At 41.5% G+C, this 25,385-nt stretch carries 25 protein-coding genes and 1 tRNA gene; 10 read left to right on the forward strand and 16 right to left on the reverse strand.

The window, feature by feature from the left end; all coding sequences use genetic code 11:
- Positions 1-138 precede the first annotated feature (138 nt).
- The gene (locus tag AB4160_RS12190; RefSeq protein ID WP_372004787.1) at positions 139-1,005 is read right to left on the reverse strand and encodes a DUF1566 domain-containing protein; all 867 of its coding nucleotides are present in this window, start codon (positions 1,003-1,005) and stop codon (positions 139-141) included.
- A gap of 408 nt (positions 1,006-1,413) precedes the next feature.
- Here AB4160_RS12190 and AB4160_RS12195 point away from each other — a divergent pair, with 408 nt between their 5' ends.
- Positions 1,414-1,707, forward strand: a complete 294-nt coding sequence (locus AB4160_RS12195; protein WP_372004789.1) for a hypothetical protein — start codon at positions 1,414-1,416, stop codon at positions 1,705-1,707.
- A gap of 132 nt (positions 1,708-1,839) precedes the next feature.
- Here AB4160_RS12195 and AB4160_RS12200 read toward each other — a convergent pair.
- The 5 genes from AB4160_RS12200 to rpsU form a co-directional block, all read right to left on the reverse strand.
- Positions 1,840-1,916 (reverse strand) — tRNA-Ile (locus tag AB4160_RS12200).
- Between the two features lie 215 nt (positions 1,917-2,131).
- Positions 2,132-3,961 carry an RNA polymerase sigma factor RpoD gene (gene rpoD / locus AB4160_RS12205; protein ID WP_102439278.1) on the reverse strand — a complete coding sequence of 610 codons (1,830 nt, stop codon included), beginning with the start codon at positions 3,959-3,961 and terminating at the stop codon, positions 2,132-2,134.
- Between the two features lie 144 nt (positions 3,962-4,105).
- Complete coding sequence (gene dnaG / locus AB4160_RS12210) at positions 4,106-5,833, reverse strand: DNA primase (protein ID WP_102439277.1); 1,728 nt, start codon at positions 5,831-5,833, stop codon at positions 4,106-4,108.
- Between the two features lie 84 nt (positions 5,834-5,917).
- Positions 5,918-6,361, reverse strand: a complete 444-nt coding sequence (locus tag AB4160_RS12215; RefSeq protein ID WP_102439276.1) for a GatB/YqeY domain-containing protein — start codon at positions 6,359-6,361, stop codon at positions 5,918-5,920.
- 7 nt (positions 6,362-6,368) lie between these two features.
- Positions 6,369-6,584 (reverse strand): 30S ribosomal protein S21, encoded by a 216-nt coding sequence (rpsU, locus tag AB4160_RS12220; RefSeq protein ID WP_055024252.1) that lies wholly within the window; start codon positions 6,582-6,584, stop codon positions 6,369-6,371.
- A gap of 237 nt (positions 6,585-6,821) precedes the next feature.
- Between rpsU and tsaD the strand changes: the two genes are divergently transcribed.
- Positions 6,822-7,835, forward strand: a complete 1,014-nt coding sequence (tsaD, locus tag AB4160_RS12225; protein ID WP_076541076.1) for a tRNA (adenosine(37)-N6)-threonylcarbamoyltransferase complex transferase subunit TsaD — start codon at positions 6,822-6,824, stop codon at positions 7,833-7,835.
- A 90-nt stretch (positions 7,836-7,925) separates the two neighbouring features.
- On the opposite strand, the gene plsY is transcribed toward tsaD, so the two are convergent.
- A complete protein-coding gene (gene plsY, locus AB4160_RS12230) occupies positions 7,926-8,534 on the reverse strand; it encodes a glycerol-3-phosphate 1-O-acyltransferase PlsY (protein ID WP_102439274.1) in 609 nt (202 codons plus the stop codon).
- A gap of 241 nt (positions 8,535-8,775) precedes the next feature.
- On the opposite strand from plsY, the gene folB reads away from it, so the two are divergent.
- The 4 genes from folB (at position 8,776) to AB4160_RS12250 (ending at position 11,470) form a co-directional block, all read left to right on the forward strand.
- A complete protein-coding gene (folB, locus tag AB4160_RS12235) occupies positions 8,776-9,129 on the forward strand; it encodes a dihydroneopterin aldolase (RefSeq protein ID WP_102439273.1) in 354 nt (117 codons plus the stop codon).
- Between the two features lie 64 nt (positions 9,130-9,193).
- Positions 9,194-9,697, forward strand: a complete 504-nt coding sequence (gene folK, locus AB4160_RS12240; protein WP_102439272.1) for a 2-amino-4-hydroxy-6-hydroxymethyldihydropteridine diphosphokinase — start codon at positions 9,194-9,196, stop codon at positions 9,695-9,697.
- A gap of 17 nt (positions 9,698-9,714) precedes the next feature.
- A complete protein-coding gene (locus AB4160_RS12245) occupies positions 9,715-10,515 on the forward strand; it encodes an undecaprenyl-diphosphate phosphatase (RefSeq protein WP_102439271.1) in 801 nt (266 codons plus the stop codon).
- 127 nt (positions 10,516-10,642) lie between these two features.
- Positions 10,643-11,470 carry a methyltransferase domain-containing protein gene (locus AB4160_RS12250; RefSeq protein WP_372004792.1) on the forward strand — a complete coding sequence of 276 codons (828 nt, stop codon included), beginning with the start codon at positions 10,643-10,645 and terminating at the stop codon, positions 11,468-11,470.
- A 155-nt stretch (positions 11,471-11,625) separates the two neighbouring features.
- On the opposite strand, the gene AB4160_RS12255 is transcribed toward AB4160_RS12250, so the two are convergent.
- Together AB4160_RS12255 and AB4160_RS12260 are read right to left on the reverse strand one after the other, a co-directional pair.
- Complete coding sequence (locus AB4160_RS12255) at positions 11,626-11,892, reverse strand: Lpp/OprI family alanine-zipper lipoprotein (protein ID WP_076542485.1); 267 nt, start codon at positions 11,890-11,892, stop codon at positions 11,626-11,628.
- A 276-nt stretch (positions 11,893-12,168) separates the two neighbouring features.
- On the reverse strand, positions 12,169-13,398 hold the full coding sequence (locus AB4160_RS12260) for a multifunctional CCA addition/repair protein (RefSeq protein WP_102531387.1): 1,230 nt from the start codon (positions 13,396-13,398) through the stop codon (positions 12,169-12,171).
- Between the two features lie 142 nt (positions 13,399-13,540).
- On the opposite strand from AB4160_RS12260, the gene AB4160_RS12265 reads away from it, so the two are divergent.
- Entirely contained in the window at positions 13,541-15,157 is a 1,617-nt protein-coding gene (locus tag AB4160_RS12265) for an ExeA family protein (RefSeq protein ID WP_102439268.1), read from the forward strand.
- The gene (locus tag AB4160_RS12270; RefSeq protein ID WP_371999737.1) at positions 15,157-16,308 is read left to right on the forward strand and encodes a general secretion pathway protein GspB; all 1,152 of its coding nucleotides are present in this window, start codon (positions 15,157-15,159) and stop codon (positions 16,306-16,308) included. The genes AB4160_RS12265 and AB4160_RS12270 overlap by 1 nt, the downstream gene beginning before the upstream one ends.
- Positions 16,309-16,470: 162 nt before the next feature.
- Here the strand turns inward: AB4160_RS12270 and nhaD are convergent, their stop codons facing one another.
- The 4 genes from nhaD to AB4160_RS12290 all read right to left on the reverse strand — a co-directional run bounded on the left by nhaD (position 16,471) and on the right by AB4160_RS12290 (position 22,116).
- Positions 16,471-17,718 (reverse strand): sodium:proton antiporter NhaD, encoded by a 1,248-nt coding sequence (gene nhaD / locus AB4160_RS12275; protein ID WP_102439266.1) that lies wholly within the window; start codon positions 17,716-17,718, stop codon positions 16,471-16,473.
- A gap of 188 nt (positions 17,719-17,906) precedes the next feature.
- Positions 17,907-19,199, reverse strand: coding sequence for a glutamate-1-semialdehyde 2,1-aminomutase (gene hemL, locus AB4160_RS12280; RefSeq protein ID WP_372004795.1), 1,293 nt, complete (start codon positions 19,197-19,199; stop codon positions 17,907-17,909).
- Positions 19,200-19,226: 27 nt separating this feature from the next.
- Entirely contained in the window at positions 19,227-20,246 is a 1,020-nt protein-coding gene (locus AB4160_RS12285) for an aspartate carbamoyltransferase (RefSeq protein ID WP_102439264.1), read from the reverse strand.
- Positions 20,247-20,391: 145 nt separating this feature from the next.
- A complete protein-coding gene (locus AB4160_RS12290) occupies positions 20,392-22,116 on the reverse strand; it encodes a chloride channel protein (protein ID WP_102439263.1) in 1,725 nt (574 codons plus the stop codon).
- Between the two features lie 67 nt (positions 22,117-22,183).
- Here AB4160_RS12290 and AB4160_RS12295 point away from each other — a divergent pair, with 67 nt between their 5' ends.
- Entirely contained in the window at positions 22,184-22,897 is a 714-nt protein-coding gene (locus AB4160_RS12295) for a DUF6776 family protein (RefSeq protein WP_102439262.1), read from the forward strand.
- A 79-nt stretch (positions 22,898-22,976) separates the two neighbouring features.
- Positions 22,977-23,327: an iron-sulfur cluster insertion protein ErpA gene (erpA, locus tag AB4160_RS12300; RefSeq protein ID WP_055024237.1), complete on the forward strand. Its 351-nt coding sequence runs from the start codon at positions 22,977-22,979 to the stop codon at positions 23,325-23,327.
- Positions 23,328-23,396: 69 nt separating this feature from the next.
- Here the strand turns inward: erpA and AB4160_RS12305 are convergent, their stop codons facing one another.
- The 3 genes from AB4160_RS12305 to aqpZ all read right to left on the reverse strand — a co-directional run bounded on the left by AB4160_RS12305 (position 23,397) and on the right by aqpZ (position 25,215).
- The gene (locus AB4160_RS12305) at positions 23,397-23,822 is read right to left on the reverse strand and encodes a hypothetical protein (protein WP_102439287.1); all 426 of its coding nucleotides are present in this window, start codon (positions 23,820-23,822) and stop codon (positions 23,397-23,399) included.
- A 119-nt stretch (positions 23,823-23,941) separates the two neighbouring features.
- Positions 23,942-24,328, reverse strand: coding sequence for a DUF2750 domain-containing protein (locus tag AB4160_RS12310; RefSeq protein ID WP_102439261.1), 387 nt, complete (start codon positions 24,326-24,328; stop codon positions 23,942-23,944).
- A gap of 182 nt (positions 24,329-24,510) precedes the next feature.
- Positions 24,511-25,215, reverse strand: a complete 705-nt coding sequence (gene aqpZ, locus AB4160_RS12315) for an aquaporin Z (RefSeq protein ID WP_102439260.1) — start codon at positions 25,213-25,215, stop codon at positions 24,511-24,513.
- Positions 25,216-25,385: the final 170 nt, after the last annotated feature.

The raw sequence follows: 25,385 nt of genomic DNA on the forward strand, positions 1-25,385 counted from the left end.
GACCATGCCCATCCGAAACTGGCGTACTGCGATGAGCCGATTTATTATTGAGTTCGAAGACAGAATTGCTTAAGGTGTCAGGCGTTACACGTTACACATAATGTATTCTCTTTTTCAGCTATTAACCCCAAACGAATGTTACAGTTTTGTTTGATTTGGTGGTGTGTGTGTTTTTACCAACCTTACAGCTTGCCAAGTAGGTTCTGAACCAAAAACACCACTCTTTCCACCTTTCAAAAAACTTACCGAATGGTAAAATATAGCTGTACTTGAGGGGGCAATGTATCGCGTGTTACTAATATAATTGGTGTGAATAGCAACATTGGGGAATATTGCATCGTAAACAGTTGGATTGTCATTATTGGGGTTTTGACAGCTATAATCCTCAGTCGGCAAAAAGTAATTAGGCTTACCATCCTTACAAAATACTAAAGTGGTCAATTCTGATAATTCAGGTAACCTCCACTCGTTCCCTTGCGATGTTGCATATTTAGTTGCTTGATCGTGTGACATTCTCGTTACTTCACCTACGCATGCCTTTTTTGCGTCATCCCATGTCTGCCCAACACTACAACGATCCCAAGTCAACATTGTGTTTAAATCAGTGATAGTGCTGCCATTATCTAAGTACCTTGGTATAGCGCTCACAATAGCACTTTGCTCACTTTCTTGTTGTTCTGTCTTTGCTACAACAGCAAAAAAATATACTTGTGAATAATCGGTCGGTTTAAAAGAGTACGGTGGATAAATATCTTTTATCCATTCAGAGTTATCATAAGAAGCGTAATTATTAAATTCAATAGACTCCTCTGTTGAAATATACAGGTCATATTTTTCCGAGGTCTTACTAGTCCAATTTATTACAACATTTCCTTTAGAACTTATAGCTGTTACATCTGTTGGAGTTATTGGATCTGGAGTGCTGGGGGCAGAGGTACTATCACCACAACCTGTCAGTAGAAAACTTATTAAAAAAATTAAATATACTTTGATAGAAATACTCATTTATCTAGCCCTAAGGTGCTGAATTTAAATGGATAAGTAGGGTTTTTGTGATTGGGGATTGATGTCGATTCACATAAACGCATGTTATTTGGCTTATTAATCCCATGACAGCAATGTGCAATTATTTTATTCATATTAAAATCATACAGAGACAGTAATAAACCTCGCTAATTATACTTCCAATAGTCAACTTTATTGATTGGTTTATGAACAAACCTTTTTTTTGCACTCATTATGTAATGGGTTGGTTTTGTGTTGCGCTTAGTTGTTTTGGTGGTGTTGGCTGTTTGTTTTGCTTGTGTTTGTCTTGGCACCCATTTGTTGTTCTGTTGTTGCTTGATTTATGATTCAAAAATCTAGATGAAAATTTCACAGCCTTTGCTTTGGCATATTATGAAGGTGACGATAATGGGCAAATTCCAAAAAGGTAATACAGTAGGTAAAGGACGACCACAAGGAAGCCGAAACTTTAAAAATGTATTGCCACAAGAGCTTACAGATATTGCTTTGAAGCAACTCCAAATTAAAGTTGAGGGAGGGGACAGCCAAGCCATAATGTTTGTGCTTAATCGCGTCTATCCTGCTTTAAAAGCTATTACGCCCCAAGAATCTTTAGAGGGAGAGTTACTGAGTTATAAGCTAAACGAGCTGGATCGTATAGATGAATATATCAGTGATTTTGATGCTTTATTTAAAAAATAAAAGGCTGGTGGCTTGTATCGGTGGGCTACGTTATTAATTCTAGATAGTAGTTACTACAGGCACTACTACAGGCAGAATCATTAGATATGAAAAAGCCGTAGTAGGTACTAACCTACTACGGCTTATCAAAATTGGTGGCCCCTCCCAGACTCGAACTGGGGACCTGACGATTATGAGTCGTATGCTCTAACCAACTGAGCTAAGGGGCCGACTTAAGATAGTCGTCACTATCGAAAGCGGAAAGAAGTATACGAAGTTTATTCACGGTTGTCACCCGCCAATTGCTGAGAATTGTGACTAAAAGATTCAATTGGTTATCTGTTAAGCAATCATGAGGTTTTTTATATTAAATAAAGTAATTTTGAGGCAAAAAAAAGCCCGAATTAACGGGCTTTCATTATTGTTGCAACTTCTTAGTGAGACTCTATTCGTCTAAGAAAGACTTCAAGATTTCTGAGCGAGAAGGGTGACGCAATTTACGTAGTGCTTTTGCTTCAATTTGACGAATACGTTCACGGGTTACATCAAACTGTTTACCCACTTCTTCAAGGGTATGGTCGGTATTCATATCAATACCAAAACGCATACGTAACACTTTAGCTTCTCGGGCTGTTAGGCCTGCTAGCACTTCATGAGTGGCATTTTTAAGACTTTCGCTTGTTGCTGAGTCTAATGGTAGCTCAAGCGTGTTATCTTCAATGAAGTCACCTAAGTGCGAATCTTCATCATCACCAATAGGTGTTTCCATTGAGATTGGCTCTTTAGCGATTTTCAGCACTTTAAGGATCTTATCTTCAGGCATTAACATGCGCTCTGATAATTCTTCAGGTGTTGGTTCGCGACCCATTTCTTGTAACATCTGACGTGAAATACGGTTAAGTTTATTAATCGTTTCAATCATGTGTACTGGAATACGAATGGTTCGTGCTTGGTCAGCAATTGAACGAGTAATCGCCTGACGGATCCACCAAGTAGCATAAGTTGAGAACTTATAACCACGACGGTATTCGAACTTATCTACTGCTTTCATCAAACCAATGTTACCTTCTTGAATCAAATCCAAGAACTGTAAGCCACGGTTGGTGTACTTTTTAGCAATAGAAATTACTAGACGTAAGTTCGCTTCAACCATTTCTTTCTTCGCACGACGAGCTCTTGCTTCACCGATTGACATACGACGGTTGATGTCTTTAATTGCGCGAATGACTAAGCCGGTTTCTTCTTCGATAGCAGCAAGTTTAGTGCTACAACGAATCACATCGTCTTTAACCATACGTAAGCCTTCAGCATAAGGCTTATTACTGCTCATTTCAGCATGGAACCAAGTTAAGTCAGTTTCATTACCGGTGAAGAACTTAACAAAGTTTTTCTTTGGCATTTTAGCTTGTTCAACACAAAGCTTAAGGATTAAACGCTCTTGTACACGTACGCGGTCCATCATAGAACGCATGCTTTTTACTAAGCGATCAAATTGCTTTGGTACTAAACGGAATTCTTTGAAAAGCTCGCCAATGACAAATAAAGCACCGATGGCTTCAGGGTGATCACGGCCTTTTTTCTCAATAACAGCTAAGCCTTTTTCAAACACTTCGCGTAATTGGGTAAACTTCTCTTTAGCTTCTTCAGGATCTGGACCTTTTGGGCCTTCCTCTTCGTCTTCAGCATCTTCGGCATCATCTTCGTCTTCTAACTCTTCTTCTGATAACTCAGAACCAACGTGTGTTGCTGTTGGTGCTACGTCATCATCATCAGGGTTAACAAAACCTGCGATAATGTCAGTTAAACGTATTTCGTCAGCTTCATACTTATCAAACTGCTCTAAAATCATCGCAATCGCTTGCGGATATTCAGAGACAGAACTTTGAACCGTATTAATGCCTTCTTCAATACGTTTTGCGATGACGATTTCGCCTTCGCGAGTCAATAACTCAACTGTACCCATTTCACGCATATACATACGTACTGGGTCAGTGGTACGACCTAATTCACTTTCTACCGTTGCAAGCGCTGCTGCAGCTTCTTCTGCTGCATCTTCGTCGGTGTTGTCCTCAGACATCATCATGTCATCGGCATCTGGCGCTTGTTCAAACACGCGGATGCCCATGTCATTGATCATCTGGACAATATCTTCAATCTGATCAGAATCGACCATGTCAGCTGGCAAGTGGTCATTGACTTCAGCATAGGTTAAATAACCTTGCTCTTTACCTTTAGCAAGCAACAATTTAAGTTGCGACTGCGGAGTATGCTCCATAGATATCATCCAAGTTGGTAACTGAAATAACGACTGGACACCTGCCGAGGCAAAGTGTCAAGCAAATCGTCAATTATAGCTCTATGAACTAAAGTACGCTAGTCCATGACATGACTTAAGGGAACATTTTTTTAATAAAAGATGTTATTTAGCAATGCCTTTCATTATAGAAATAAGCTTCGTGAGCTGAATTTTTTCAGCTTTATTTAGAGTTTGTTTAAGACTCAGTTCCTGATAGCGTTGTTCAATATATTGATTGTTCAACCAGATCAGGGATTGTTTAAACTCTTGAACTAGGTTTTCATCCGCCACTTGGTGGTCCCATTGGGCCAATTTTATCAACGCATTTTTTTGTTCATGCTGACGATAAATCTCAAGTAGTTGTGCGCTGTTTAACTTTCGGTCTCGAGTTAAATTCAATAAATCACTGAGCAATTCGATGCCAGCAATCTTTAAATGTGCAAGTGAGGGTTGTACAGCTAAGCCATATCCTAACTCTGGACGTTGTACTAATAATGCAATGGCTAATCGCAGTGGGGTACCACGCCCTTGTAAACCTTTTTTATTCATAGGTTGTTGCTGTTTTACTGCAAAACCTAACTTTTTCTTTAGATCATCTGCGCTATTCATACCAATTTTATGGGCGAGATTTTCTAATAATAAATTTTGTAACACAGTGTCTTGAACACGTTCGATTAGCGACATAGCTTGTTTAGCCAATGAGCTTTTATCACTACCGAATTTACTGGTTAAGGTCTCAAATAAAAACGCCGGTAAGTCGAGGGCGCTGACCATTAACTCTTCAAAACCGTCTTTGCCTACTTGGCGAACCATGGTATCTGGATCTTCGCCTTGAGGTAAAAACATAAACCTAACGACATCACCAGGCTTTAATAAAGGCAGTGCGGTTTCTAGTGCACGCCAAGCGGCTTCTTTACCTGCTCGGTCACCGTCGTAACAACAAATGACTTCTTTAGCACTACGCACTAACAGCTGAAATTGTTCAGCGGTTGTTGCTGTGCCAAGTGATGCAACGGCATAATCAACACCAAATTGGGCAAGCGCCACAACGTCCATATAGCCTTCAACAATTAATACTTGTTGTGGGTCTCTATGGGTTTGCTTGAGTTCGTAAAGACCGTAAAGCTCATTTCCCTTATGAAATATGGGCGTTTCTGGCGAATTCAAGTACTTTGGTGTTCCATCGCCTAAAACTCGACCACCAAAGCCAACAACTCGGCCTCTGCGGTCGCGAATAGGAAACATTAACCGATCGCGAAAGCGGTCATATCGCTTGCCATTATCGTTGGCAATTAGCATTCCGGCGGTGAGTAATTTGTCTTGTGCTGCAGGGTTTTGGCGATATCGACTTAATAGTCCATCCCAACCATCTGGCGCAAAACCGATTCCAAAATGCTCTACAACATCACTGGAGAGCCCTCTGAATTCTAAATAATCTACAACTTTTTGTTTGTCGCTGTGTTGACGCAATTGATTTTGATAATAAAGATTCGCTTCTTCCATCAATTGGTATAAGTCACGACTTAAACTTTGATCTTTTTTAGGACCAGTACCTTGCTCTCTTGGTACCTCGAGTCCGAGTTTACCGGCAAGCTCTTCAATGGCATCGACAAATTCTAGTCGATCATATTCCATGATAAAATCAATGGCGTTGCCATGAGCACCACAACCAAAGCAGTGGTAAAATTGCTTGTCTTGACTGACGGTAAAAGAAGGTGATTTTTCGCTATGAAAAGGACAACATGCAGAGTGATTTTTCCCTGCTTTTTTCAAAGGTACACGGTGATCAATTAGATCAACAATGTCAGTTCGAGCTATTAGCTCATTGATAAAGTCACGAGGTATCGCCATAAATGCTATAGGTCTCGCATTACCAAATAGATAAAACAAACAAGCCGTGCAAGGTGCACGGCTTATTCACACATTAACGATCTGTTAGTTTAATTTAGCACGGATTAGACTGCCAATGGCACCCATATCTGCACGACCTTGAACCTTAGATTTTAATGCTCCCATTACTTTGCCCATATCCGCCATGGTTGATGCACCTACCTGAGAGATAGCTTCATCAATGATTGCGGCAACTTCTTCTTCTGTTAAAGGAGAAGGCAAGAAAGTTTCAATGACTTGAATCTCTGCTGCTTCAGCTGCTGCTAACTCCGGGCGATTTGCTGACTCATACTGAGTTATAGAATCGCGACGTTGTTTTACCATTTTGGTTAAAACGGCTATTGTCTGTTCATCAGTCAGAGTTTCGCGGGTATCCACTTCAATCTGTTTAATGGCAGACAGTGCCATACGAATTGTCCCCAAACGCGCCTTATCTTTGGCACGCATAGCTTCTTTCATTTGGTCTTTTAGCTGTTCGACTAGGCTCATAGTGAGATTAGTATAAACGTACGCGACGTGCGTTTTCGCGAGAAAGCTTCTTAGCTAGACGCTTAACAGCGGCAGCTTTTGCGCGCTTACGTGCAGAAGTTGGCTTCTCGTAGAATTCACGAGCGCGAACATCAGCTAAGATACCTGCTTTTTCACAAGAGCGCTTGAAACGACGAAGAGCTACGTCGAATGGTTCGTTTTCACGTACTTTAATAATTGGCATACGCCATCACCCCTTAGGTGTAGTTAATTTGGCACTACCTGTTTTGGTAGATTAACCAAGGCTATTTAAAATGGTGCCGAATTCTACATCGATTACGATGCTTTTGTAAACCCCTTTGTTAATCGCAAATGACAATCAAGGTGTCATTTTTTTGAGACTGATGATTATGCTTGGTGGAATAAAATCTTCTCAACAGGTAGAATTGCCGCCCTTACAAATTTATCAAGACGAGATGCTATGCGGGTTTTAGGTATTGAAACATCATGCGATGAAACTGGAATCGCTGTTTATGATGATGAGCAGGGACTATTATCCCATGCTTTATATAGCCAAGTGAAATTACATGCAGATTATGGTGGTGTTGTGCCTGAATTAGCATCTCGTGATCATGTGCGTAAAATTATTCCATTGATTAAGCAGGCGCTTAAAGAGGCTAACTCTACTGTTGATGATATTGATGGCATCGCTTTTACTAAAGGACCTGGATTAATTGGCGCGCTATTAGTCGGCGCTTGTGTTGGGCGTTCATTGGCATATTCGTGGGACAAGCCTGCAATTGGAGTTCACCATATGGAAGGGCATTTATTAGCGCCAATGCTTGAAGATGATGCGCCTGAGTTCCCTTTTCTTGCTCTGCTGGTATCTGGCGGTCACTCAATGTTAGTGCAAGTAGAAGGTATTGGCCGTTATCAGGTGTTAGGTGAATCGGTTGATGACGCTGCTGGTGAAGCATTTGATAAAACCGCTAAGCTGATGGGGCTTGATTACCCTGGTGGGCCACGTTTAGCTAAGTTAGCAGCAAAAGGTGTTGAGGCAGGTTATAAATTCCCTCGACCAATGACAGATAAACCAGGGCTTAATTTTAGCTTTTCAGGCTTAAAAACCTTTACCGCGAATACCATCGCTAAAGAGCCTGATGATGAGCAAACAAGAGCCAATATTGCCCGCGCTTTTGAAGAGGCAGTGGTGGATACTTTAGCGATTAAGTGTCAACGCGCATTAAAACAAACAGGTTATAATCGCTTAGTTGTAGCAGGTGGAGTGAGCGCTAATACTCGGTTAAGAGAAAATTTAGCGACCATGATGGCTAAGTTAAATGGTGAGGTGTTTTATCCAAGAGGTGAGTTTTGTACCGATAATGGTGCAATGATCGCTTTTGCTGGCTTACAGCGCTTAAAAGCTGGGCAGGTGGAGTCGTTAGAGGTAGAAGGCAAGCCGCGCTGGCCATTAGATACCTTGTCTGCAGTGTAATTAAGTCATTACCTGATATGAAAAAACCTAAGCCATGGCTTAGGTTTTTTTATATCAATAATATAATCAGTTAGATAGTTTGAGTTAAAACTAGTTAGCTTGTTTTTTCTTACGGGAAAGCTTGCTTTCTTCGCCCACTCTCAAGCGCTTAATATTATCTTTATGGCGAATGACAATTAATAAAGAGAGCATTGCCACTGGAATGACAAAGCGCTCGTCTAACCACCATGTGTAAACTGGTGCAAGTATTGCAGTTAAAATGGCGGCTAATGATGAATAGCGAGTAATAATTACAAATACTAACCAAGTAATAATTAACATGGCGGCTAAATCGCCGCCAATAGGAGCCATCGCGCCAAAGGCAGTCGCTACGCCTTTGCCGCCTTGAAAGTTAAAAAAGAGCGGGTAGATGTGGCCTAAACAAGCTGCGATGGCAATGAGCCCTAATGACACCGCATCTTGACCGAGTAAGTAGCTGCAATAGCTGGGCGCGGCGCCTTTAAGCATGTCGAAAAATAAAACTAAGGCAGCAGAGCTTGCGCCACCGATACGAAGTACGTTGGTTGCCCCAGGGTTGCCTGAGCCTTCAGTGCGAGGGTCGGGTAAACCTCTTAATTTACAAACCAAAATGGCACTTGAAATAGAACCGGCTAGGTAGGCGGTTATAATCATCAATATTGTGATTGTAACAGCGCTCAAATTGGTGTCCTTAGTCTTCTTAGGGTATCATCGCCCATTAATTTATATCACTTGATCTTAATGGTTATTATCAGCTTTTAAAACGCTATTTAGAATGGTTATCATTCATAAATAGCTAGCCATTATCCTACTGCTTTAGTTGCTCAGGAAAAAGACAAAAATCATGATAACGGTTAATTGATGTCATTATCAGCTTTTTTAGGCTGTTTTTTTTAAAAAATGAGTAAAACTCGGAGAAAGCATGGATAAAGTACTTATTCGCGAGCTAAAAATTGAAACTGTAATAGGGATCTACGAGTGGGAAAAACAAATACAGCAAATATTGCTCATCGATTTAGATATGGCTTGGGATAATAAAATGGCTGCTGCCACTGATGATTATCAACATGCCTTGTGCTACGAAAGTGTGTCTAATCGCCTCACTGCATTAATCACTCAAAAACCCGTTGAGCTAATTGAAACTGTCGCAGAAATGATTGCCGAGTGTTTGATGACTGAATTTAAGGTTGAAGGCGTTAAAGTGACAGTGATGAAACCTGGTGCGGTACCTACTGCAGTCTCTGTTGGTGTGGTTATTGAGCGCGGTCAATTTTAGTAACATGTTTTAGCACTATTTAATCATCTTTTCATGTTTGTTCTTTATATTACAGAGTGAGTTAATGGCACGTATTTATATCAGTCTAGGCACTAATATTGACCCTGTTGCACACATGCAGTCAGGATTAATTGATTTGCAGCAGCAATTTGGCCCATTACAGTTATCAAGGATGTTTGAAAGTGAAGCCGTTGGGTTTCAAGGTACCAATTTTTTAAATATGGTGGCCGCAGCTGATACCGATATGAGTATTGCTGAGGTGGTTGCCAGCTTTAAACGAATAGAAAAGCAAAATGGCCGCATTCGCGGTGAAAAAAAATTTAGTCCACGAAGTTTAGATATCGACTTACTGCTTTATGATAATGAAATTTGTCAGCAACCGGTTGAACTGCCTCGAGGTGAGATTTTATTTAATGCTTTTGTATTGTGGCCGCTGGCAGAAATTGCGCCGCAATTAACTCACCCAATAACGCATCAACCCTATCAATTACTTTGGGATAATTACGATAAATCTAGCCAGCATATTTGGCCGATTGAGTTTGACTTCCCTGCAACACTAACACGTTAATATTATAAAGGACAATCATGGAAACCATTCAGGTTATTATACTTGCCATCATTCAAGGGCTAACAGAGTTTTTACCGATTTCAAGCTCCGCTCACCTGATTTTGCCGGCGCAAGTTTTAGGCTGGCAAGATCAAGGTCTTTTCTTTGATGTCGCTGTTCATATTGGTTCATTATTAGCGGTAGTGATCTATTTTAGAAAAGAAATATGGCTCATGCTCAATGCGTGGATAGCGAGCATGGTTAAAGGTGTTCATACCCAAGACAGTAAATTAGCTTGGTGGATCATTTTAGCGACATTACCGGCGGTGTTCTTTGGCTTTATGGCAAAAGATTTAATCGAAACCTACCTTCGTGGCCCTGGGGTAATTGCTATCACAACAGTTATATTTGGTTTGCTGTTGTGGGTCGGTGATAAAATGGCCCGTAATGAGCTAACCGAGTATCAAACCGGTTGGAGAAAGGCGCTATTAATTGGTTTTGCTCAAGCGTTGGCGATTATTCCAGGCACGTCACGTTCAGGTATTACCATCACCGCCGCTTTGATGTTAGGTCTAAACAAAGAAGCTGCAGCACGCTTTTCATTTTTAATGTCAATACCGGTGATTTTAGGTGCGGCGATTTTAATGACTAAAGATGCCGTTTCAAGTGACTTGGTGATTAATTACGGTGAGGTGCTACTGGGTATCGTGGTTTCGTTTTTTGCAGCCTATACTTGTATTTACTTTTTCTTGAAAATTATCAGCAAGATTGGCATGACCCCATTTGTGCTGTATCGCCTAACTCTTGGCGCAGTATTATGTGGCTTTATATTCCTGTAATATAAACCACAATAGATTAATCATTATGAGAGACAAAATCATCAATGATTAAAAAAATAAAAAACGGGTGTTATCACCCGTTTTTTATTCCTTAAATTTAGCTGTAAAGTCTAGGACGTTTTCTGTAATGAACTCAATTTTGATCTGCCCTAAGTGTGCGACAGCATTGCATTATCATCAGGCCTCAGCAGGCTACTATTGTGATAATAAGCATCATATTGATAAAAATGCCCAAGGCTATTTATCCTTTGTTACCTCAACCAAGTTCAAGGGCGCGAATGAGTCACGTCAGCAACTGCGCTCGAAACGCTTTCTTATGGCTGAAGACTTATTTAAACCGTTAATGGATAAACTGAGTGAGTCATTTAATCAATTGATTGATGGGCGCACCGAACTACAGCACCTGAATTTTAGCTGTGCAGATGGTCTATATTTGCGACACCTTGCTACCAGCACTAATGTTGATGTTAGCCATTGGGGCGTTTCTGAAGCTGAGAACGCACTATTTGCAGCCAGCAAAGAAAATACCCCAGCTAGTCTAATCCTTACCCCTTATAAGAAGTTACCTTTTGCTGATAACAGTTTAGATATCGTGTCGCTATTTGACGTGGCTTTAAAAGGTAAAGAGTGCCTAAGGGTGTTAAAAGACAGCGGTCGATTATTAATGTTAGTGCCCGGTCCTCGGCATTTATGGCAACTGAAGCAGCAGGTATATGACAATTTAGCGGAAAAGCCATTGCAGTTGAATTTACCCAAGCAGATTGAAGTGGTTAATACAAAATCGATTAGCTTTACTGGTGATGTGAGCGGCGAACAAGCGATGACACTGTTGGAGATGAACCACCTTGCATGGCGGGTTAATGATCAATTAAAGCATCAAATTAAGAGTCATCCTGTGACAGGATTAGAATTTGATTATGTATTGATTACTGCAAAGCTAACAGAAGCCAAGTAAGTTTATTACAGAGTTAACGTTTGCGCGGCATACCCTTATGTTGATTTAATCCTGCAGATACAATTAAGGCTTGAAATGGTAAACGACTTAAGTCTGTTTACTATGTTCAAGCCTTAATAATCAACCTATAAAAATAAGCTAATTTTCATGGTTTCTTACTTTTTGTAAGAAGAAGCCATGTTATCGATGCGATCGTTTGCACGCTTAGCTTCAGCTTGAGCGTCCATAGAAGCTGCTTTAGAATCTTTCACATCAGCAGATAATTTGCTTTGCTCTGATTTTAAAGAGCTAACTTCAGAAGATAGTTGATCAACTTTGTTACCTAGGTTAGCAACACTTTCTTCTAAAGCAGTAGTGTTTGCACAACCACCGATAAGAGCAGTCATAGCAACACCAGCAATCATTAATACTTTCTTGTTCATGGAAAATCCCTTCATTATAGGTTGTAATAAGTTGCTGAGGAGTAATACCCAACAGCCTTTTAATTATGTCACAGCTATTGTATTTTGCTACACAAAATGGCAAAAAAAATCATAAAAAACAGCGTAAACCCAATTAATATAAGGATATTCATCTGTAGAAATTTGTAAAAAGGCATAATCTACGGCGTTAGTATTAGGTTAATCACTCTGATATTGAAGTAGTGCTAAGGTTTCGTTTAGTGCATCACGAATGCTTAAACGTTACAATTGCAACGCTTATTGTACTTGGCTTTTTTTATACAGGCTAATGGCCTCAGCTCTGCGTATGCTCAACTGCTGTTTAATTTCTGCGCCCTTAAACCCATCACTAATCACCTGTTGCACATCGACCTCTTTAGCAATGTTAAAGCAATGGGTTAAAAACTCGCTTTGAGGATACTGCGCTTGCTCAAAACCTGTTCGACCTTGAATATCGGCCTGACAACATAATAGTAAGTCTGTTAAGCGTTGCGGTTTGCGCCAAAAATCACCCTTATCAAAAATCTTTATAATGGTTTCAGCGCGTAACTCTAGCGCATTATGGATATTTTGATGTTGGTCGCTGCACAGCAGTGCCAATTCCTTGTATTCATTTGGGGCTTTAATTCTTTGTACTAGCTTTTTGATTATCGGTAAGCCCTTTTGGCCGTGCCCATGATGTTTTGGCCAAAGCTCTGCAGGGGTGATGGCCTTACCTAAATCATGAACCAAAGCGGCAAAACGAATGGTTTTTTTATCAGTGAGCTTAGCCGAGGCTTGCAATACCATCATGGTATGAATGCCTGAGTCAATTTCTGGATGCCATTTTTCAGGTTGAGGTACGCCGAACAAGGCATCTATCTCTGGAAATAGCACCTTAAGCGCCCCACAACTACGCAGCTGCTCAAAAAAGACTTCAGGGTTCTGACTACTTAAAGCTTTATCTAGCTCTTGCCACACGCGCTCAGGCGTTAAATACGCTAACTCGCCTGAGTCACAGATACTTTGCATCAGTGCTATTGTTTCTTGGGCGATAGTAAAACCAAGGTGGGCAAAACGCGCCGCGAATCGGGCAACCCGCAGAACCCGTAATGGATCTTCAATGAATGCATCCGACACATGGCGTAATTGGCGACTTTCAATATCCGCCATGCCGCCATAGGGATCGTATAGATTGCCTTGGTCATCTTGGGCCATGGCATTAATGGTTAGATCGCGACGCAGTAAATCCTGTTCCAGTGTTACCTCTTTATTGGCATCGCAGCTAAAACCAGAATACCCCTGGCCGCTTTTTCTTTCGGTACGTGCTAAGGCATATTCTTGTTGGGTTTTAGGGTGCAAAAAAACGGGGAAATCACGGCCAACTTGACTATAGCCAAGGGCGAACATCTCCTCGGTTGAACCGCCCACTACCACATAGTCTTTATCTTTGACTGGAAGTGATAAAATGCCGTCACGTACAGCGCCACCCACTAAATAGATTTTCATAAATGTTTTTGCCTAAGGAGCTTTATCTTAAGTATCTTAAGATAAATCTTAGCACGACTAACATTTCTGCTGCTAAATTTTGACAAGCAGTACGGCAAGATATAACTTGAACCGTCAGTTATAGATAAGGATTTTTGGCCCGATGTATAAAGCATTTTATGGATTAAATGATAATCCATTTTCAATCGCACCCAACCCACATTATTTGTTCTTAAGCGACCGTCATCGAGAAGCATTAGCCCATTTAACCTATGGTCTGGGCGAGACCGGTGGCTTCGTGTTATTAACTGGTGAGGTTGGCACTGGCAAAACCACTGTGTCACGTTGTTTATTAAAGCAATTACCTGAGCACACGGATACTGCTTTTATACTTAATCCTTCATTAACTGAACAAGAGTTACTGGCAACCTTGTGTGATGAACTTGCCATTAGCTATGGTGATGCTCCTTCAATTAAACAACTGACCGACTTAATCAGCCAGTATTTACTCAATAATCATAAAAATGGCCGCAATACCGTATTAATTATCGATGAAGCGCAGCATTTGCGCCCTGAGGTGTTAGAGCAACTAAGATTACTGACTAACCTTGAAACAGATACCAAAAAACTGCTGCAAGTGATTCTTATTGGCCAGCCAGAATTACAGCAACTGCTTAAGCGTCAAGAGCTACGTCAGTTAGCCCAGCGAATTACCGCAAGATATCATTTGTTGCCTTTGACTGTTGAAGAGATAGCCTTGTATGTGCAACATCGATTACAAGTTGCTGGGCGTTTTGAACCATTATTTTCTAAAAAAGCCTGTAAAGCATTACATAAGTACAGTGGCGGTATTCCACGCTTAACTAACCTGTTGTGTGAACGAGCCTTAATGGCCGGTTATGGCCAATCAAAAGTGCCAATCGATCAGCATATGGTTAAGCAAGCTGCTGCTGAAGTATTAGGTGAAATGCCGGTTGAGACTCGCTCCCATTGGCCTTTAACCATTGCTGCGACATTAGTGATTACCTTTGGGGTGTCTTTTTATGGCTTTTTTCCTCAACAGGTCGGCTCAGAGCAGGCGAGTGCTTTAGTCAATAAACAAGCGGTTGATAAAGTAGCTGTTATTGAAGATGTTGTCCCTGTGGCATTAACACAAGTTAATCGCAATCAAAGCATTGTCCGCGCCGCAATGGCGCAAAGTCGCAGCATTGATAATGCATTTGCTGGACTGTTTGCCTTATGGGGAAAACAACCCATTATTGGTTTATCTTCTTGCCAAGCAGCGACTGAGCAAGGGCTGTTGTGCCATCAGCAGCAGGGGAACTGGAACAGTATTGCAAGGCTTAATTACCCGGCGGTGGTGTATTTAGAAGATCAGCAAGCTAAGCAATTCTATGGGGTTGTGGTAGCTCGCGAAGGTGAGCAAGTATTACTGCAATTAAATGAGCAGCAGCTTTGGGTCAGCAAGGATTGGTTTAACCGTCATTTTAGCGGCACCTTTGAAATTTTATGGCAAACCGATGGAGTAATGCCAAGTGAAATTGGTCAAACATCCAGTTTGTCGCAAATTCAATGGTTAGAAAATAACTTAGCCTTGGTGCAACAACGAGCGCCGAGATTATTAAACCGTTTCGATGATACCTTAGAGCAAGATTTAATGGCCTTTCAGCGTCAACATGGACTTAAATCTGATGGCATAGCAGGGAACCAAACCTTGGTGCAGCTTAACTTATACCTCAGCAAGCAAGGCCCAAGATTAACTAAAGTAGGGCGCAGCTAATGTCTATTTTATTAGATGCCGTGACCAAAGAAAAACAGCAACAGATGGGCGAATTACCTGATGCGGTATTAACCCCAAGGGCTGGTTATAAACCAGCGACTAACCAGCATTGGTTACGTCAGCTTTGGGGCAAGGCGCTGGTGTTAATCTCAGTGATCTTATTAGGTGTGTTATCTGCTTGGGGCTTAGCGAGATTAGTGAAACCGACTTTAACGGCGAATTCAGGGGTAAGTTCTAGTCAGGAAAATGAAGCTGTTAAGCAAGCCACATCGCAACAAAGCCTGAGTTTAAATACCGTTCAAGCGGGCACAGCAGAAATAAGGATTGCTAATAAAGTGGCTTTGCCCTTGGCAAAACCACAAGCTGTTGCTGGCTATGACTTATCTTCAAATAACTCGTCTTTAAATAGCTTATCTTCAAGTGATTCACCTGCAAAGAGTCCATCAAATAGTGGTGATAATACCCAGTATGAATATCGCTTGAATGAGAGTAATCGAGGTCAAGTAAGCTCACTATCGCAAAATGAGCTTGCAGCCACCGCTGTAAGTTCAACAGGTACTGCAAATGCTAGCTCGAATAACTCCCAAAGGCAGTTAACTGCCGCTGAGTTAACCGCGCTCTATGGCGAAGATGCGATTATTTTAGGGGCCAATTCTAACTACAAGCAAACATCGGATTTAACTGCACTGCAGATGAAAGTGGCAACCGCAGCTGAAAACGTCAATTTTGAGCAGCAAGGCGTGAGCAATGAAGTGACCGCTACCCAAAACACCCCAGAAAAAAATCAGTTAACTGCTGAGCAATCGAATAATTTAATGGCCGCTTTTCAAGCCGCTCTTAAAGATGTTGAATATGAAGAATCAGCCAATAAACCTGTGACTGAAGCTGAGTTTGACCCAATCCCTATTCCGAAATCAGATAGCATCCCTAAATACGGTGAGCTACCTGCCAGTGTGCAATTACAAGTACCAGAGTTTAATATTCAGGCTCATGTCTATTCTTCTGATGCAAATAATCGCTGGTTAAACATTGATGGTGCAGAGCTTCAAGAAGGCGATGTGATCAGTGGTAAGCTTAAAATTATCGAAATTAGACCCAGAGATGTGGTACTTGAAATCGATGGCTCAGAGTTTAAAGTGCCAGCAATTTAGTTTGGGTAACTTCTTTAGTTAATCTCTGATTTTAATAAAGGCGCCAATGGCGCCTTTATTGTTTTATGTGTGCTACTAGCGCAGAGTATCGGGCCTGCACAGACTATTAGCGCTTAGTTATTAGCTCTGATTATTTTAGCGCTTAGTCTGAAAGCTAACACCTTAGCTATGGATCTGATTAGCGATTAAAATCGTTAAGCCATAACCCACGGAGTAACACAGTAATAATGCAGGAAAGTATTTTAAGTAACTCACAAAGGTGAGCTCTTTGATCTTACTCATGGCAATAATCCCCGCAGCAGAGCCAATGACTAGTAGTGAGCCTCCGACACCGACAGAATAGGTTAAACCTAACCATTGGGCTGTGGTGAGTACTGGCTCTGCTTTAAGTAGCGCCGCAGTCAGTGGTACGTTATCTAAAATTGCTGAGCCTACTCCGGCAAAATAGTTCGATATCGCTGGGTTATACAGCCCATAAGCCTGCGTCAGTAGCTCCAAAGTGCCAATTTCCTTGAGCATGCCTACAAGCAATAAAATCCCTAAAAAGAATAGTAAAGTGTCAAATTCTACTTGGCGAATGTACTCTAAAATTTGAATTTCTTCTTTTTTAGTGTGACTGGTACGCCCAACTAAAAACATCACCGATAATCCAGCAAGAAAGGTAAGCACGGGCGGAATATCAAATAAGATATTAAATAGCATTGTCAGAACAATCGTGACTAAGAAAATCAGTCCGATAATGATATCAATAGGGTTTAGTTGTTTATCTACCGGTGTGGTACTGACATGACCTTCAGCGTTTAGAGAGAATAACAGCGCTAATAGCATCACACTAATGCCGGCAGGTAAAAACAAAATCAGTAGTTGTGACATTTGCACTTTACCGGCAAGAAATATCATTAAGGTGGTGACATCACCCGTTATCAAGGCTACTCCGCCTGAGTTAACCGCGAAGATAATTAATACTGCCATACGGCGACGCATTCGACTTGCTAAATTAAATGTGGTTAATAAGCCTAAGGACACCAAGGTGGCAGTGACATTGTCACAGAAGGTGGATAGTACCAGTGCAAAAAGGCCGACTTGCAGCATCAGCATTCTGACAGAAACTTGCTGCGGAAAGATTTTTTGTACTAACAGCTGGATCATGCCTTTGGCGTTGAGATAAGCCACAAAGGTCATTGTCGACATGAGAAATAACCACAAGGTGGCAATTTCCAGTAAATTGTCGTTTAACTCTGCGGCAATGAATGGGGTTTTGTCGGTGCCAGCAGCAGAGATGAATAAACTAATCCAAGCAATACAGCCGAGAAATAGCGTGGTTTTGGCTTTGTTAATATGAGTGACTTCTTCAAACACAATACTGAGTAAGGCAAGTACTGCCAGCGATATGAGAAAGACTTCAAACATATTGATATTTCCATTGCTGCTTAGCAAAGCTAGATTGCTAAAATGAAAGTAGGCAAACCAAGTTAATATTGGTTTGTTTCAGTGCGCGGAATTTCATCACATAAACAGGGTTGTTGCAACTTTGTTCTTATTTGGTTAAAAAAGGGGTTGATAGCAATGCTATCAACCCCTTTTATTTTATCGGGCGATTACAGTGCTTTTAACGCCGCAAAAGCTTTATCTGCTGCCGCTAGGGTCATTTCAAGTTCTTCTTCGCCATGAGCCATTGATAAGAAGCCTGCTTCATAAGCACTTGGTGCCATATAAACGCCTTCATCTAGCATAAGGTGATAGAAGTTACGGAAATGCTCCATGTTGCACTTAGTCACTTGATCAAAACTAGTAATAGGGCTGGTGTCTTCAGTGAAGAAGAAGCCAAACATGCCGCCAACATAGTTAATGTTAAGTGGTATACCGTGCTTGTCTGCAGCGGCTTTAAAGCCTTCTGCAATACGTTTAGTTTTTGCTGCTAACTCGTCATAAAGACCGTCTTGGCAAAGGGCTTCCATTTGTGCAAGACCTGCAGTCATCGCAATTGGGTTACCTGATAAAGTACCTGCTTGGTAAACTGGGCCAGTAGGTGCAATAAACTGCATCACATCTTTACGACCACCAAAAGCGCCCACTGGCATGCCGCCACCGATTACTTTACCTAGGGTAGTAAGATCTGGTTTCACATTGTAGTGACCTTGAGCGCCGCTTTTAGACACGCGGAAGCCTGTCATTACTTCATCAATGATCATCAATGCGCCGAATTCATCACAAATTGCTCGCAGGCCTTCTAAGAAGCCGGCAACCGGAGGAATACAGTTCATGTTGCCAGCAACTGGCTCAAGAATAATACAAGAAATCGCTTCAGGGTGTTGCTCGAAGATAGCACGTACTGAATCTAGGTCGTTATAAACCGCGGTAAGTGTGTGCTTTGCAAAATCTTCAGGGATACCTGGTGAGCTAGGTTGACCTAAAGTTAACGCGCCAGAACCTGCTTTTACTAATAAACAGTCAGCATGGCCATGGTAACAACCCTCAAATTTAAGGATTTTGTCACGGTTAGTGAAGCCACGTGCTAAACGAATCGCACTCATGGTCGCTTCAGTACCAGAACTTACCATACGAACTTGTTCAATTGATGGCACCATCTCAATCACTTTTTCAGCCATTTTGACTTCAAGTTCAGTCGGCGCACCAAATGAAAGGCCATTTTCCACAGCGTCTAATACTGCTTGGCGAATTTGTGGGTGATTGTGGCCAAGGATCATTGGGCCCCAAGAACCAACGTAATCGATGTATTTTTTACCATCAGCGTCAAAGATATATGCACCATCGGCTTTTTCGATAAACAGTGGCGAGCCACCGACACCATTAAATGCACGGACTGGAGAGTTAACGCCACCAGGGATGGTTTGTTTAGCCTGTTCAAAAAGCGCTTCTGAGCGGGTCATGTGTAATCCTTTTAAGTCGTTAGCCAATTATTTATCGGCTTTGCGTGAATACCAATTAACGGGGCACTCGTATTGTTGTAGTTGATTTTCAACCCCAAGTGTTAGAGCAAAAAGTGCCATTCTTATAAGTAAGCCATTATCAGCTTGTCTGAAAATTGCCAGACTAGGATGGCTATTTAAATCATTATCTAATTCATTGGCTTGAGCACGAGAGTCTCTTGGCAATGGATGCATTATCACAGTGTTAGATTTACAGTGTTTGGTGTAAATACTGTGATTTAAACGGAATTTTCCGCGATATTTATCCGCTTCATCTTGTGAAGGGAATCGCTCTTCCTGAATGCGAGTTAAATAGAGTATATCAGCCTGATGTAAATTACCTTCTAGCTGATCTGTAATTGTGATCTGATGACCAGCATTTTCAATGTCACTGATCACATAGTCAGGCATTGCTAAGTCAGTTGGTGAAATTAATGTGAACTTCACATCTTTATACATGCATAACAAACGTGACAAGGAATGTACCGTGCGACCATGTTTTAAATCACCGACCATGGCAATGTGCATGCCGCTGATATCTTGTCCGTGATGCCCCAATTCTTTTTGAATGGTAAATAAATCCAATAAAGCCTGTGTCGGGTGCTCGTTAGCGCCATCACCGCCATTTATCACAGGAACGCGGCTGCCTTGTGCGAATTCTTTAACTGAAAAAGCGTCCGGGTGGCGCATAGCGATAACATCTGAATAAGTCGATAATACTCTTGCAGTATCGTAAAGTGATTCACCTTTAGACAATGAGGATGAGCCCATGCCGACGGTTTCTCTTACGTTGCCACCAAGTAAATTAAATGCGCAACCGAAGCTGACTCGAGTGCGAGTACTAGGTTCGAAAAATAAATTACCTAAAATGGCGCCATCAAGCACTTTGGTTCGTTTTTCACGAAGTGCATAAGGGGTCATATCATTGGCAACGTTGAAAATAGTGTTGATTGAATCAATATTCAGTTGGTTAACTGAAAGGATGTGAGAACCTGTAAACTGTGTCATCAGCCTGATTTCCAATTATTAGGCGAGTAAATAGAACTATCTACTCAGTGGTTATGTAGGGTGGCTGAGGCGAGATTTTAACAGAGAGTGAACCAATATTAAATCATGCTAATGATTATTTCTGTTATTTAAGATCTCACGCCAATTATACTTGCCCAGAACGGATTTCTTGCCATAGGTTAGCCCAGCTAATGACCCCAACGACATTATTGGTATTATTCTGATAAATATACACTTCACCACTGCGTTTTAGTGACAATAGCTCGTACACTTCATTTAAGGTTGCGGTATCAGCAACGCCGTGCATCAAATGCCGTGAAAGGGTGGTTTTATCTTCAAAGGACTGCATCTCAAGGCTGAGCATTTCAATTTGGTTATCAGCATTACGTACCATCACTGGGCGGCCTTGCGCACGTTTCATGACTTCAAGCAGTAAGTCATTATCGTCATTAACGATCACAAAGCGTTTATCCATCAGCGCCCGTACGCCTTTCTTTTGCAGCCCAAGATTAACCGGCGGCACTTTATAGCCAAGCCCCATAATGTCCAATTGTTTTAAAAAAACCGAATTGGTATTAAAGCCCTGATAGGCAATCAAAAAGGCGGGGATAGTGACAAACATGGCAGGTAAAATAATCGCAGCGTCATTGGTGAGCTCTAATAGTGCCACTAATGCGGCTAGTGGCGCACTTAAACACACCCCCATCATCGCCGTCATTCCGATCACGGTATAAAGGCCAACATAAGGCGCAATTGACGGGAAAAAAATCGCACTAACAAGGGCTAACATGGCGCCAATTAATGCCCCTATTCCGTACAAGGGGCCAATTAAGCCACCAGGAATGCCAAAACTGATTGCAGCAATGGTGGCGATTATTTTAGCCACAAGCAATGCGCCTAAAAACCATAAACTTGGATGCTCGCTAATGGCGGCTTCAATGGCTAAATCACCAGAGCCTAGTGCTTGTGGCAGTATTAAGCCGATTAAGGTGGTGATGACCGCGGCAATCATTAATCGATAAATTAAAGGCCAATGCTGACCAATGGCGGTCATTTTAAGTAATGAGTGATTAAACAGCGCCGCAGTGCAGCCTAAAACGATACCGCCTATGGCAAGAATTGGGTATTGATCTAACGGAATACGAGTGACGTTGATTAAGTCATATTCATGAATATTGCCGAAAACTAACTGGCTTGATAATGCACCACATATGGCTGAAAGCATGATCGGAAAGAAGTAATGAATCTTGTATTCGCGCACAATCACTTCAAATACAAATAATACAGCGGCTAATGGCGCGTTAAAAATGGCGGCGATACCTGCAGCAATGCCACTGGCACACATAATGCGCACACTGTTGTCAGGCAATTTAAATTTTTCAGCTAAAAAGCTCGCGCTCACCGCGCCAAGGTGAATAGCTGGGCCTTCTTTACCCACTGAAAAATTTGCCACTAGCGCAATTAATGCTTGAAAAAACTGACCCGCAGCCGATGGTAACGGCACTTTGCCGTAATGTAATTTGAATCGGTGTAAGACATAGGCAATGCCCATACGGCGATAGCGTTTGGAACCAATACCAGCCACCAACCAAATAAGTAATGCGCCTAAAATGGGTAAGTAAGTGCGCCAATCACTGACTGTGTCAGTGAAATGGGTGGCTTCGGCAAGGGTATACACTTGTGCCCAGTTCAAGGTTAAGCGAAATAAGATGATCACACCGGAGGTAATGAGAGCAAATAAAAGCGCTAACGCACAAAGTTGCACACTAATTTTCGCTTGAGAAAGTTTATCTCTCAAATCGTTACGAAGATATTTGCGTGTAACTGCTTTGGTGTGAATAATAGCGGCTTTACTAAACTTGAATTGCACTTTATTGCCTAACTTCCATCTGTGGGCATATTGTTAGCATTGTATTTTATTAAAGGCTTGTTACCTAATGTTAAATTATCGTCGCTTGCTGAACCGCTTGCAAGTTTTAGAACGAAAAAAGCGCACTTCAGGTCTGTATTTATTTGGGCTGATTGTGATTAGTTTCACCATTGGGGTGCTGAGCCAACATTTTGTTATGTCAGAAGTGATAGAACCCGAGCTTAATGCGGAAGAAATTCAGGCATTACAAACGGCTTACCAGAAACAATCTCTGGTGATTTCACGGCTTGAAATGGCAGTATCAATTGCTGAAAAAGCCAATAGCAACATGCAAACCATGTTCAAAGAACAACTGCAACAGCAAAAAACTATCGAACAAGAGTTAGCATTTTATCGCAGCTTAGTGTCACCAGAAAAAGAGGTGGATGGCATTGCTATCCATGGTCTCGAACTGTCAAAAGGCTTAGTCGCCAATAGTTATCAATTAAGATTAATTTTGACCCAAAACCAAAAGCGTAAAACCAGCGTTAAAGGGGTTGCAGATATTGTGTTGGTGGGTTTACAACATGAACAGCAAGTTGAAATTTCATTATCTGACATTGATATTGAAAAATTTGCATTTGGTTTTCGCTACTTTCAAATATTTGATACTGAAATGAACCTGCCAGAAGGCTTTGCTTTACAACGTGTAAAAGCGGTAGTGCTAGTCTCAGCTGCCCGCGGGGTACGAGGTGGACGTATTGAGCAAACGTTCGATATCGCAGAGTTACTAGAAAGCTAAAAAAGAACTAAGGGTAATACTTGAACAAATTAGTCAGGTAATAGATAATCCCGATCTGAAACTGAAGTTAGAGGTAGTAATGACTGAACAAACAGATGCAGCAATGCCAATCCAATTTACCGATGCTGCGGCAACTAAAGTTAAAGGGCTGCTAGAAGAAGAGCAGAATCCTGAATTAAAACTTCGAGTATACGTAACTGGAGGCGGTTGTTCAGGTTTCCAGTATGGTTTTACTTTTGATGAAAAAGTGAATGAAGGTGACTTCACTATTGAAAAGCAAGGGGTACAACTGGTTGTTGATCCTATGAGTCTTCAATATCTTGTTGGCGGTGAAGTTGACTACACTTCAGGCTTAGAAGGGTCACGTTTCTTCGTGAAAAACCCAAATGCAACAACAACCTGTGGTTGTGGGGCCAGTTTCTCAGTTTAATAGCTAAACTGAGACCAATAAAAAAGCCGTCATGTGACGGCTTTTTTGTGTCTTAAATTGACTATCAAATCAACTAATAATATTGAAGTTCATCCGCGGCTTAAACCACTTCAGCACTTTTGCATTAAAGCTAATCCACACTTGGATTAATGCCAAAATAATTAGCGCTGTAAAGATAATCCAATCAGGCAGTACCATTTGCATAAAGCCAAAATCAAAAGTAGTCGGCCCAGCGACTAAGTTGTCAGGATCATACATAATGACAGGTAGCATGCTATATAAGGCCAGCTGCAAGATCCCGTAGCCACGAAGCATGTATAAAGCCGCTTTTTGACGTCCTGTAATACCGAGCACCATCATTAAGGTCAATATACAGAGCAATACACCTTGCTGGGCCATTAAACCGCTGACGGACGAGATAACGTAGACCGCCAATAAAGCCATTAACCTTTTAGGGAAAACAGCTTTAGTTTGGCTTTCAGCGCTTTGCTCCATTGCGGGAGTATTATCTTTATCAGGGCATATCTCGCTTGTGGTCACATTTTTATCTGTCATGGTTTATATCTGTATTAAAGTATTATGTTTGTGCTTAAGAATTATGTTTTGCTTAAGAGTTAGTGCTTTGATTGCTTTTTCGGCGTTAAACGTGAATCAAGTTCAAATGGTGGGATCACTACACCCAAATCTTCATGAACTGGGAATACGGCAATGAATAAATCATCTTCTTCCATACCGCTTACCCAACGCTGTTGAAATTCATTAAGTGGAATTGATAATGGTTCACAATCACTCCATTCATCAACAGCCCATAATTTTGCCGCATCTTCAGAAGGCCACATTGGAATACAATCTTCATCTTCAGTGGTGAGCATCACGCAGCCATCTTGATCTTGTAGGCTCCAGATTTGCTGCTCTTGCTTAACTTGCTCAACAAGGTAATCGTATCTTGCTTCTGGGGTCATGTTTAATTGGTCGGCAATAGATTTTGGTTTGCTACTCATGGTGTATTCTCAATAAAATAAGTAAATAGGTTGCGGTATTGGCTAAATTGAGCAGCTAAAGAGCAAGCTTTAGCGTTACCAAATCCCGTCGGTGGCTCATGATAACATCGACTTTTAGATTGAAAAAGAAAAGAGCACTCAAGGTGCTCTTTTATTCGTGACTCAATGGCTAATGAGTGTGCTTATGCATTGTCAGCTGGCTTTTCAAAAAAGCGATAAATCAAACCTGCAATAATCGCCCCTGCAATGGGTGCAAGCCAAAATAACCACAGCTGAGATACCGCCCAATCGCCGACAAATAATGCAGGCCCAGTGCTACGAGCAGGGTTAACTGAGGTATTTGATACTGGAATACTGATCAAATGAATTAACGTTAGCCCTAAACCAATCGCAATCGGGGCAAACCCCGTAGGAGCACGAGAGTCTGTGGCACCTAAGATGATTAATAAAAAGAATAACGTCATTACCACTTCAGTAATTAATACCGCCGTTAAACTGTAGCCACCAGGAGAGTGCTCACCAAAACCATTTGAGGCAAAACCGCCTGCTAAACTAAAGCCATCTTGACCTGTGGCAATAAGGTATAAAATACCTGCGCCAGCAATACCGCCAGCCACTTGGGCAATAATATAGGGCGCTAGCTCAGATGCGGGGAAGCGACCCCCAGCCCATAAACCAAATGAAACTGCTGGATTTAGATGGCAGCCAGAAATATGACCAATGGCAAATGCCATGGTGAGTACGGTTAAACCAAAAGCTAAGGATACGCCCAATAGCCCAATACCTACTTCAGGAAAAGCCGCGGCCAATACCGCACTACCACAGCCGCCTAACACTAACCATAAGGTTCCTAGAAACTCTGCAAACATTTTTTGCGAAATACTCATTTAACCTTCCTTAATTTAAATTGAATACTGCTGTGCGAACAAAAATTAATCACTACAAAGAGTTAAGCAGTAATTTACCGTTATTACAATGTGACTTTGTACAAGAGAGGGAATTTAAAGAAAAAGTATTAACGCTGAACAAAGCTTGTGGGTGAAACCCCACTCACTTT

The sequence above is a fragment of the Shewanella sp. 10N.286.51.B8 genome (assembly GCF_041469325.1).
GTDB lineage: Bacteria > Pseudomonadota > Gammaproteobacteria > Enterobacterales > Shewanellaceae > Shewanella.

What these genes read in the sequence shown, in the direction of transcription:
- AB4160_RS12190 (WP_372004787.1), bottom strand. Translation starts at nt 1,005, where the DNA reads ATGAGTATTTCTATCAAAGTATATTTAATTTTTTTAATAAGTTTTCTA.
- AB4160_RS12195 (WP_372004789.1), top strand. Translation starts at nt 1,414, where the DNA reads ATGGGCAAATTCCAAAAAGGTAATACAGTAGGTAAAGGACGACCACAA.
- rpoD (WP_102439278.1), bottom strand. Translation starts at nt 3,961, where the DNA reads ATGGAGCATACTCCGCAGTCGCAACTTAAATTGTTGCTTGCTAAAGGT.
- dnaG (WP_102439277.1), bottom strand. Translation starts at nt 5,833, where the DNA reads ATGGCGATACCTCGTGACTTTATCAATGAGCTAATAGCTCGAACTGAC.
- AB4160_RS12215 (WP_102439276.1), bottom strand. Translation starts at nt 6,361, where the DNA reads ATGAGCCTAGTCGAACAGCTAAAAGACCAAATGAAAGAAGCTATGCGT.
- rpsU (WP_055024252.1), bottom strand. Translation starts at nt 6,584, where the DNA reads ATGCCAATTATTAAAGTACGTGAAAACGAACCATTCGACGTAGCTCTT.
- tsaD (WP_076541076.1), top strand. Translation starts at nt 6,822, where the DNA reads ATGCGGGTTTTAGGTATTGAAACATCATGCGATGAAACTGGAATCGCT.
- folB (WP_102439273.1), top strand. Translation starts at nt 8,776, where the DNA reads ATGGATAAAGTACTTATTCGCGAGCTAAAAATTGAAACTGTAATAGGG.
- folK (WP_102439272.1), top strand. Translation starts at nt 9,194, where the DNA reads ATGGCACGTATTTATATCAGTCTAGGCACTAATATTGACCCTGTTGCA.
- AB4160_RS12245 (WP_102439271.1), top strand. Translation starts at nt 9,715, where the DNA reads ATGGAAACCATTCAGGTTATTATACTTGCCATCATTCAAGGGCTAACA.
- AB4160_RS12250 (WP_372004792.1), top strand. Translation starts at nt 10,643, where the DNA reads ATGAACTCAATTTTGATCTGCCCTAAGTGTGCGACAGCATTGCATTAT.
- AB4160_RS12255 (WP_076542485.1), bottom strand. Translation starts at nt 11,892, where the DNA reads ATGAACAAGAAAGTATTAATGATTGCTGGTGTTGCTATGACTGCTCTT.
- AB4160_RS12260 (WP_102531387.1), bottom strand. Translation starts at nt 13,398, where the DNA reads ATGAAAATCTATTTAGTGGGTGGCGCTGTACGTGACGGCATTTTATCA.
- AB4160_RS12265 (WP_102439268.1), top strand. Translation starts at nt 13,541, where the DNA reads ATGTATAAAGCATTTTATGGATTAAATGATAATCCATTTTCAATCGCA.
- AB4160_RS12270 (WP_371999737.1), top strand. Translation starts at nt 15,157, where the DNA reads ATGTCTATTTTATTAGATGCCGTGACCAAAGAAAAACAGCAACAGATG.
- nhaD (WP_102439266.1), bottom strand. Translation starts at nt 17,718, where the DNA reads ATGTTTGAAGTCTTTCTCATATCGCTGGCAGTACTTGCCTTACTCAGT.
- hemL (WP_372004795.1), bottom strand. Translation starts at nt 19,199, where the DNA reads ATGACCCGCTCAGAAGCGCTTTTTGAACAGGCTAAACAAACCATCCCT.
- AB4160_RS12285 (WP_102439264.1), bottom strand. Translation starts at nt 20,246, where the DNA reads ATGACACAGTTTACAGGTTCTCACATCCTTTCAGTTAACCAACTGAAT.
- AB4160_RS12295 (WP_102439262.1), top strand. Translation starts at nt 22,184, where the DNA reads ATGTTAAATTATCGTCGCTTGCTGAACCGCTTGCAAGTTTTAGAACGA.
- erpA (WP_055024237.1), top strand. Translation starts at nt 22,977, where the DNA reads ATGACTGAACAAACAGATGCAGCAATGCCAATCCAATTTACCGATGCT.
- AB4160_RS12305 (WP_102439287.1), bottom strand. Translation starts at nt 23,822, where the DNA reads ATGGAGCAAAGCGCTGAAAGCCAAACTAAAGCTGTTTTCCCTAAAAGG.
- AB4160_RS12310 (WP_102439261.1), bottom strand. Translation starts at nt 24,328, where the DNA reads ATGAGTAGCAAACCAAAATCTATTGCCGACCAATTAAACATGACCCCA.
- aqpZ (WP_102439260.1), bottom strand. Translation starts at nt 25,215, where the DNA reads ATGAGTATTTCGCAAAAAATGTTTGCAGAGTTTCTAGGAACCTTATGG.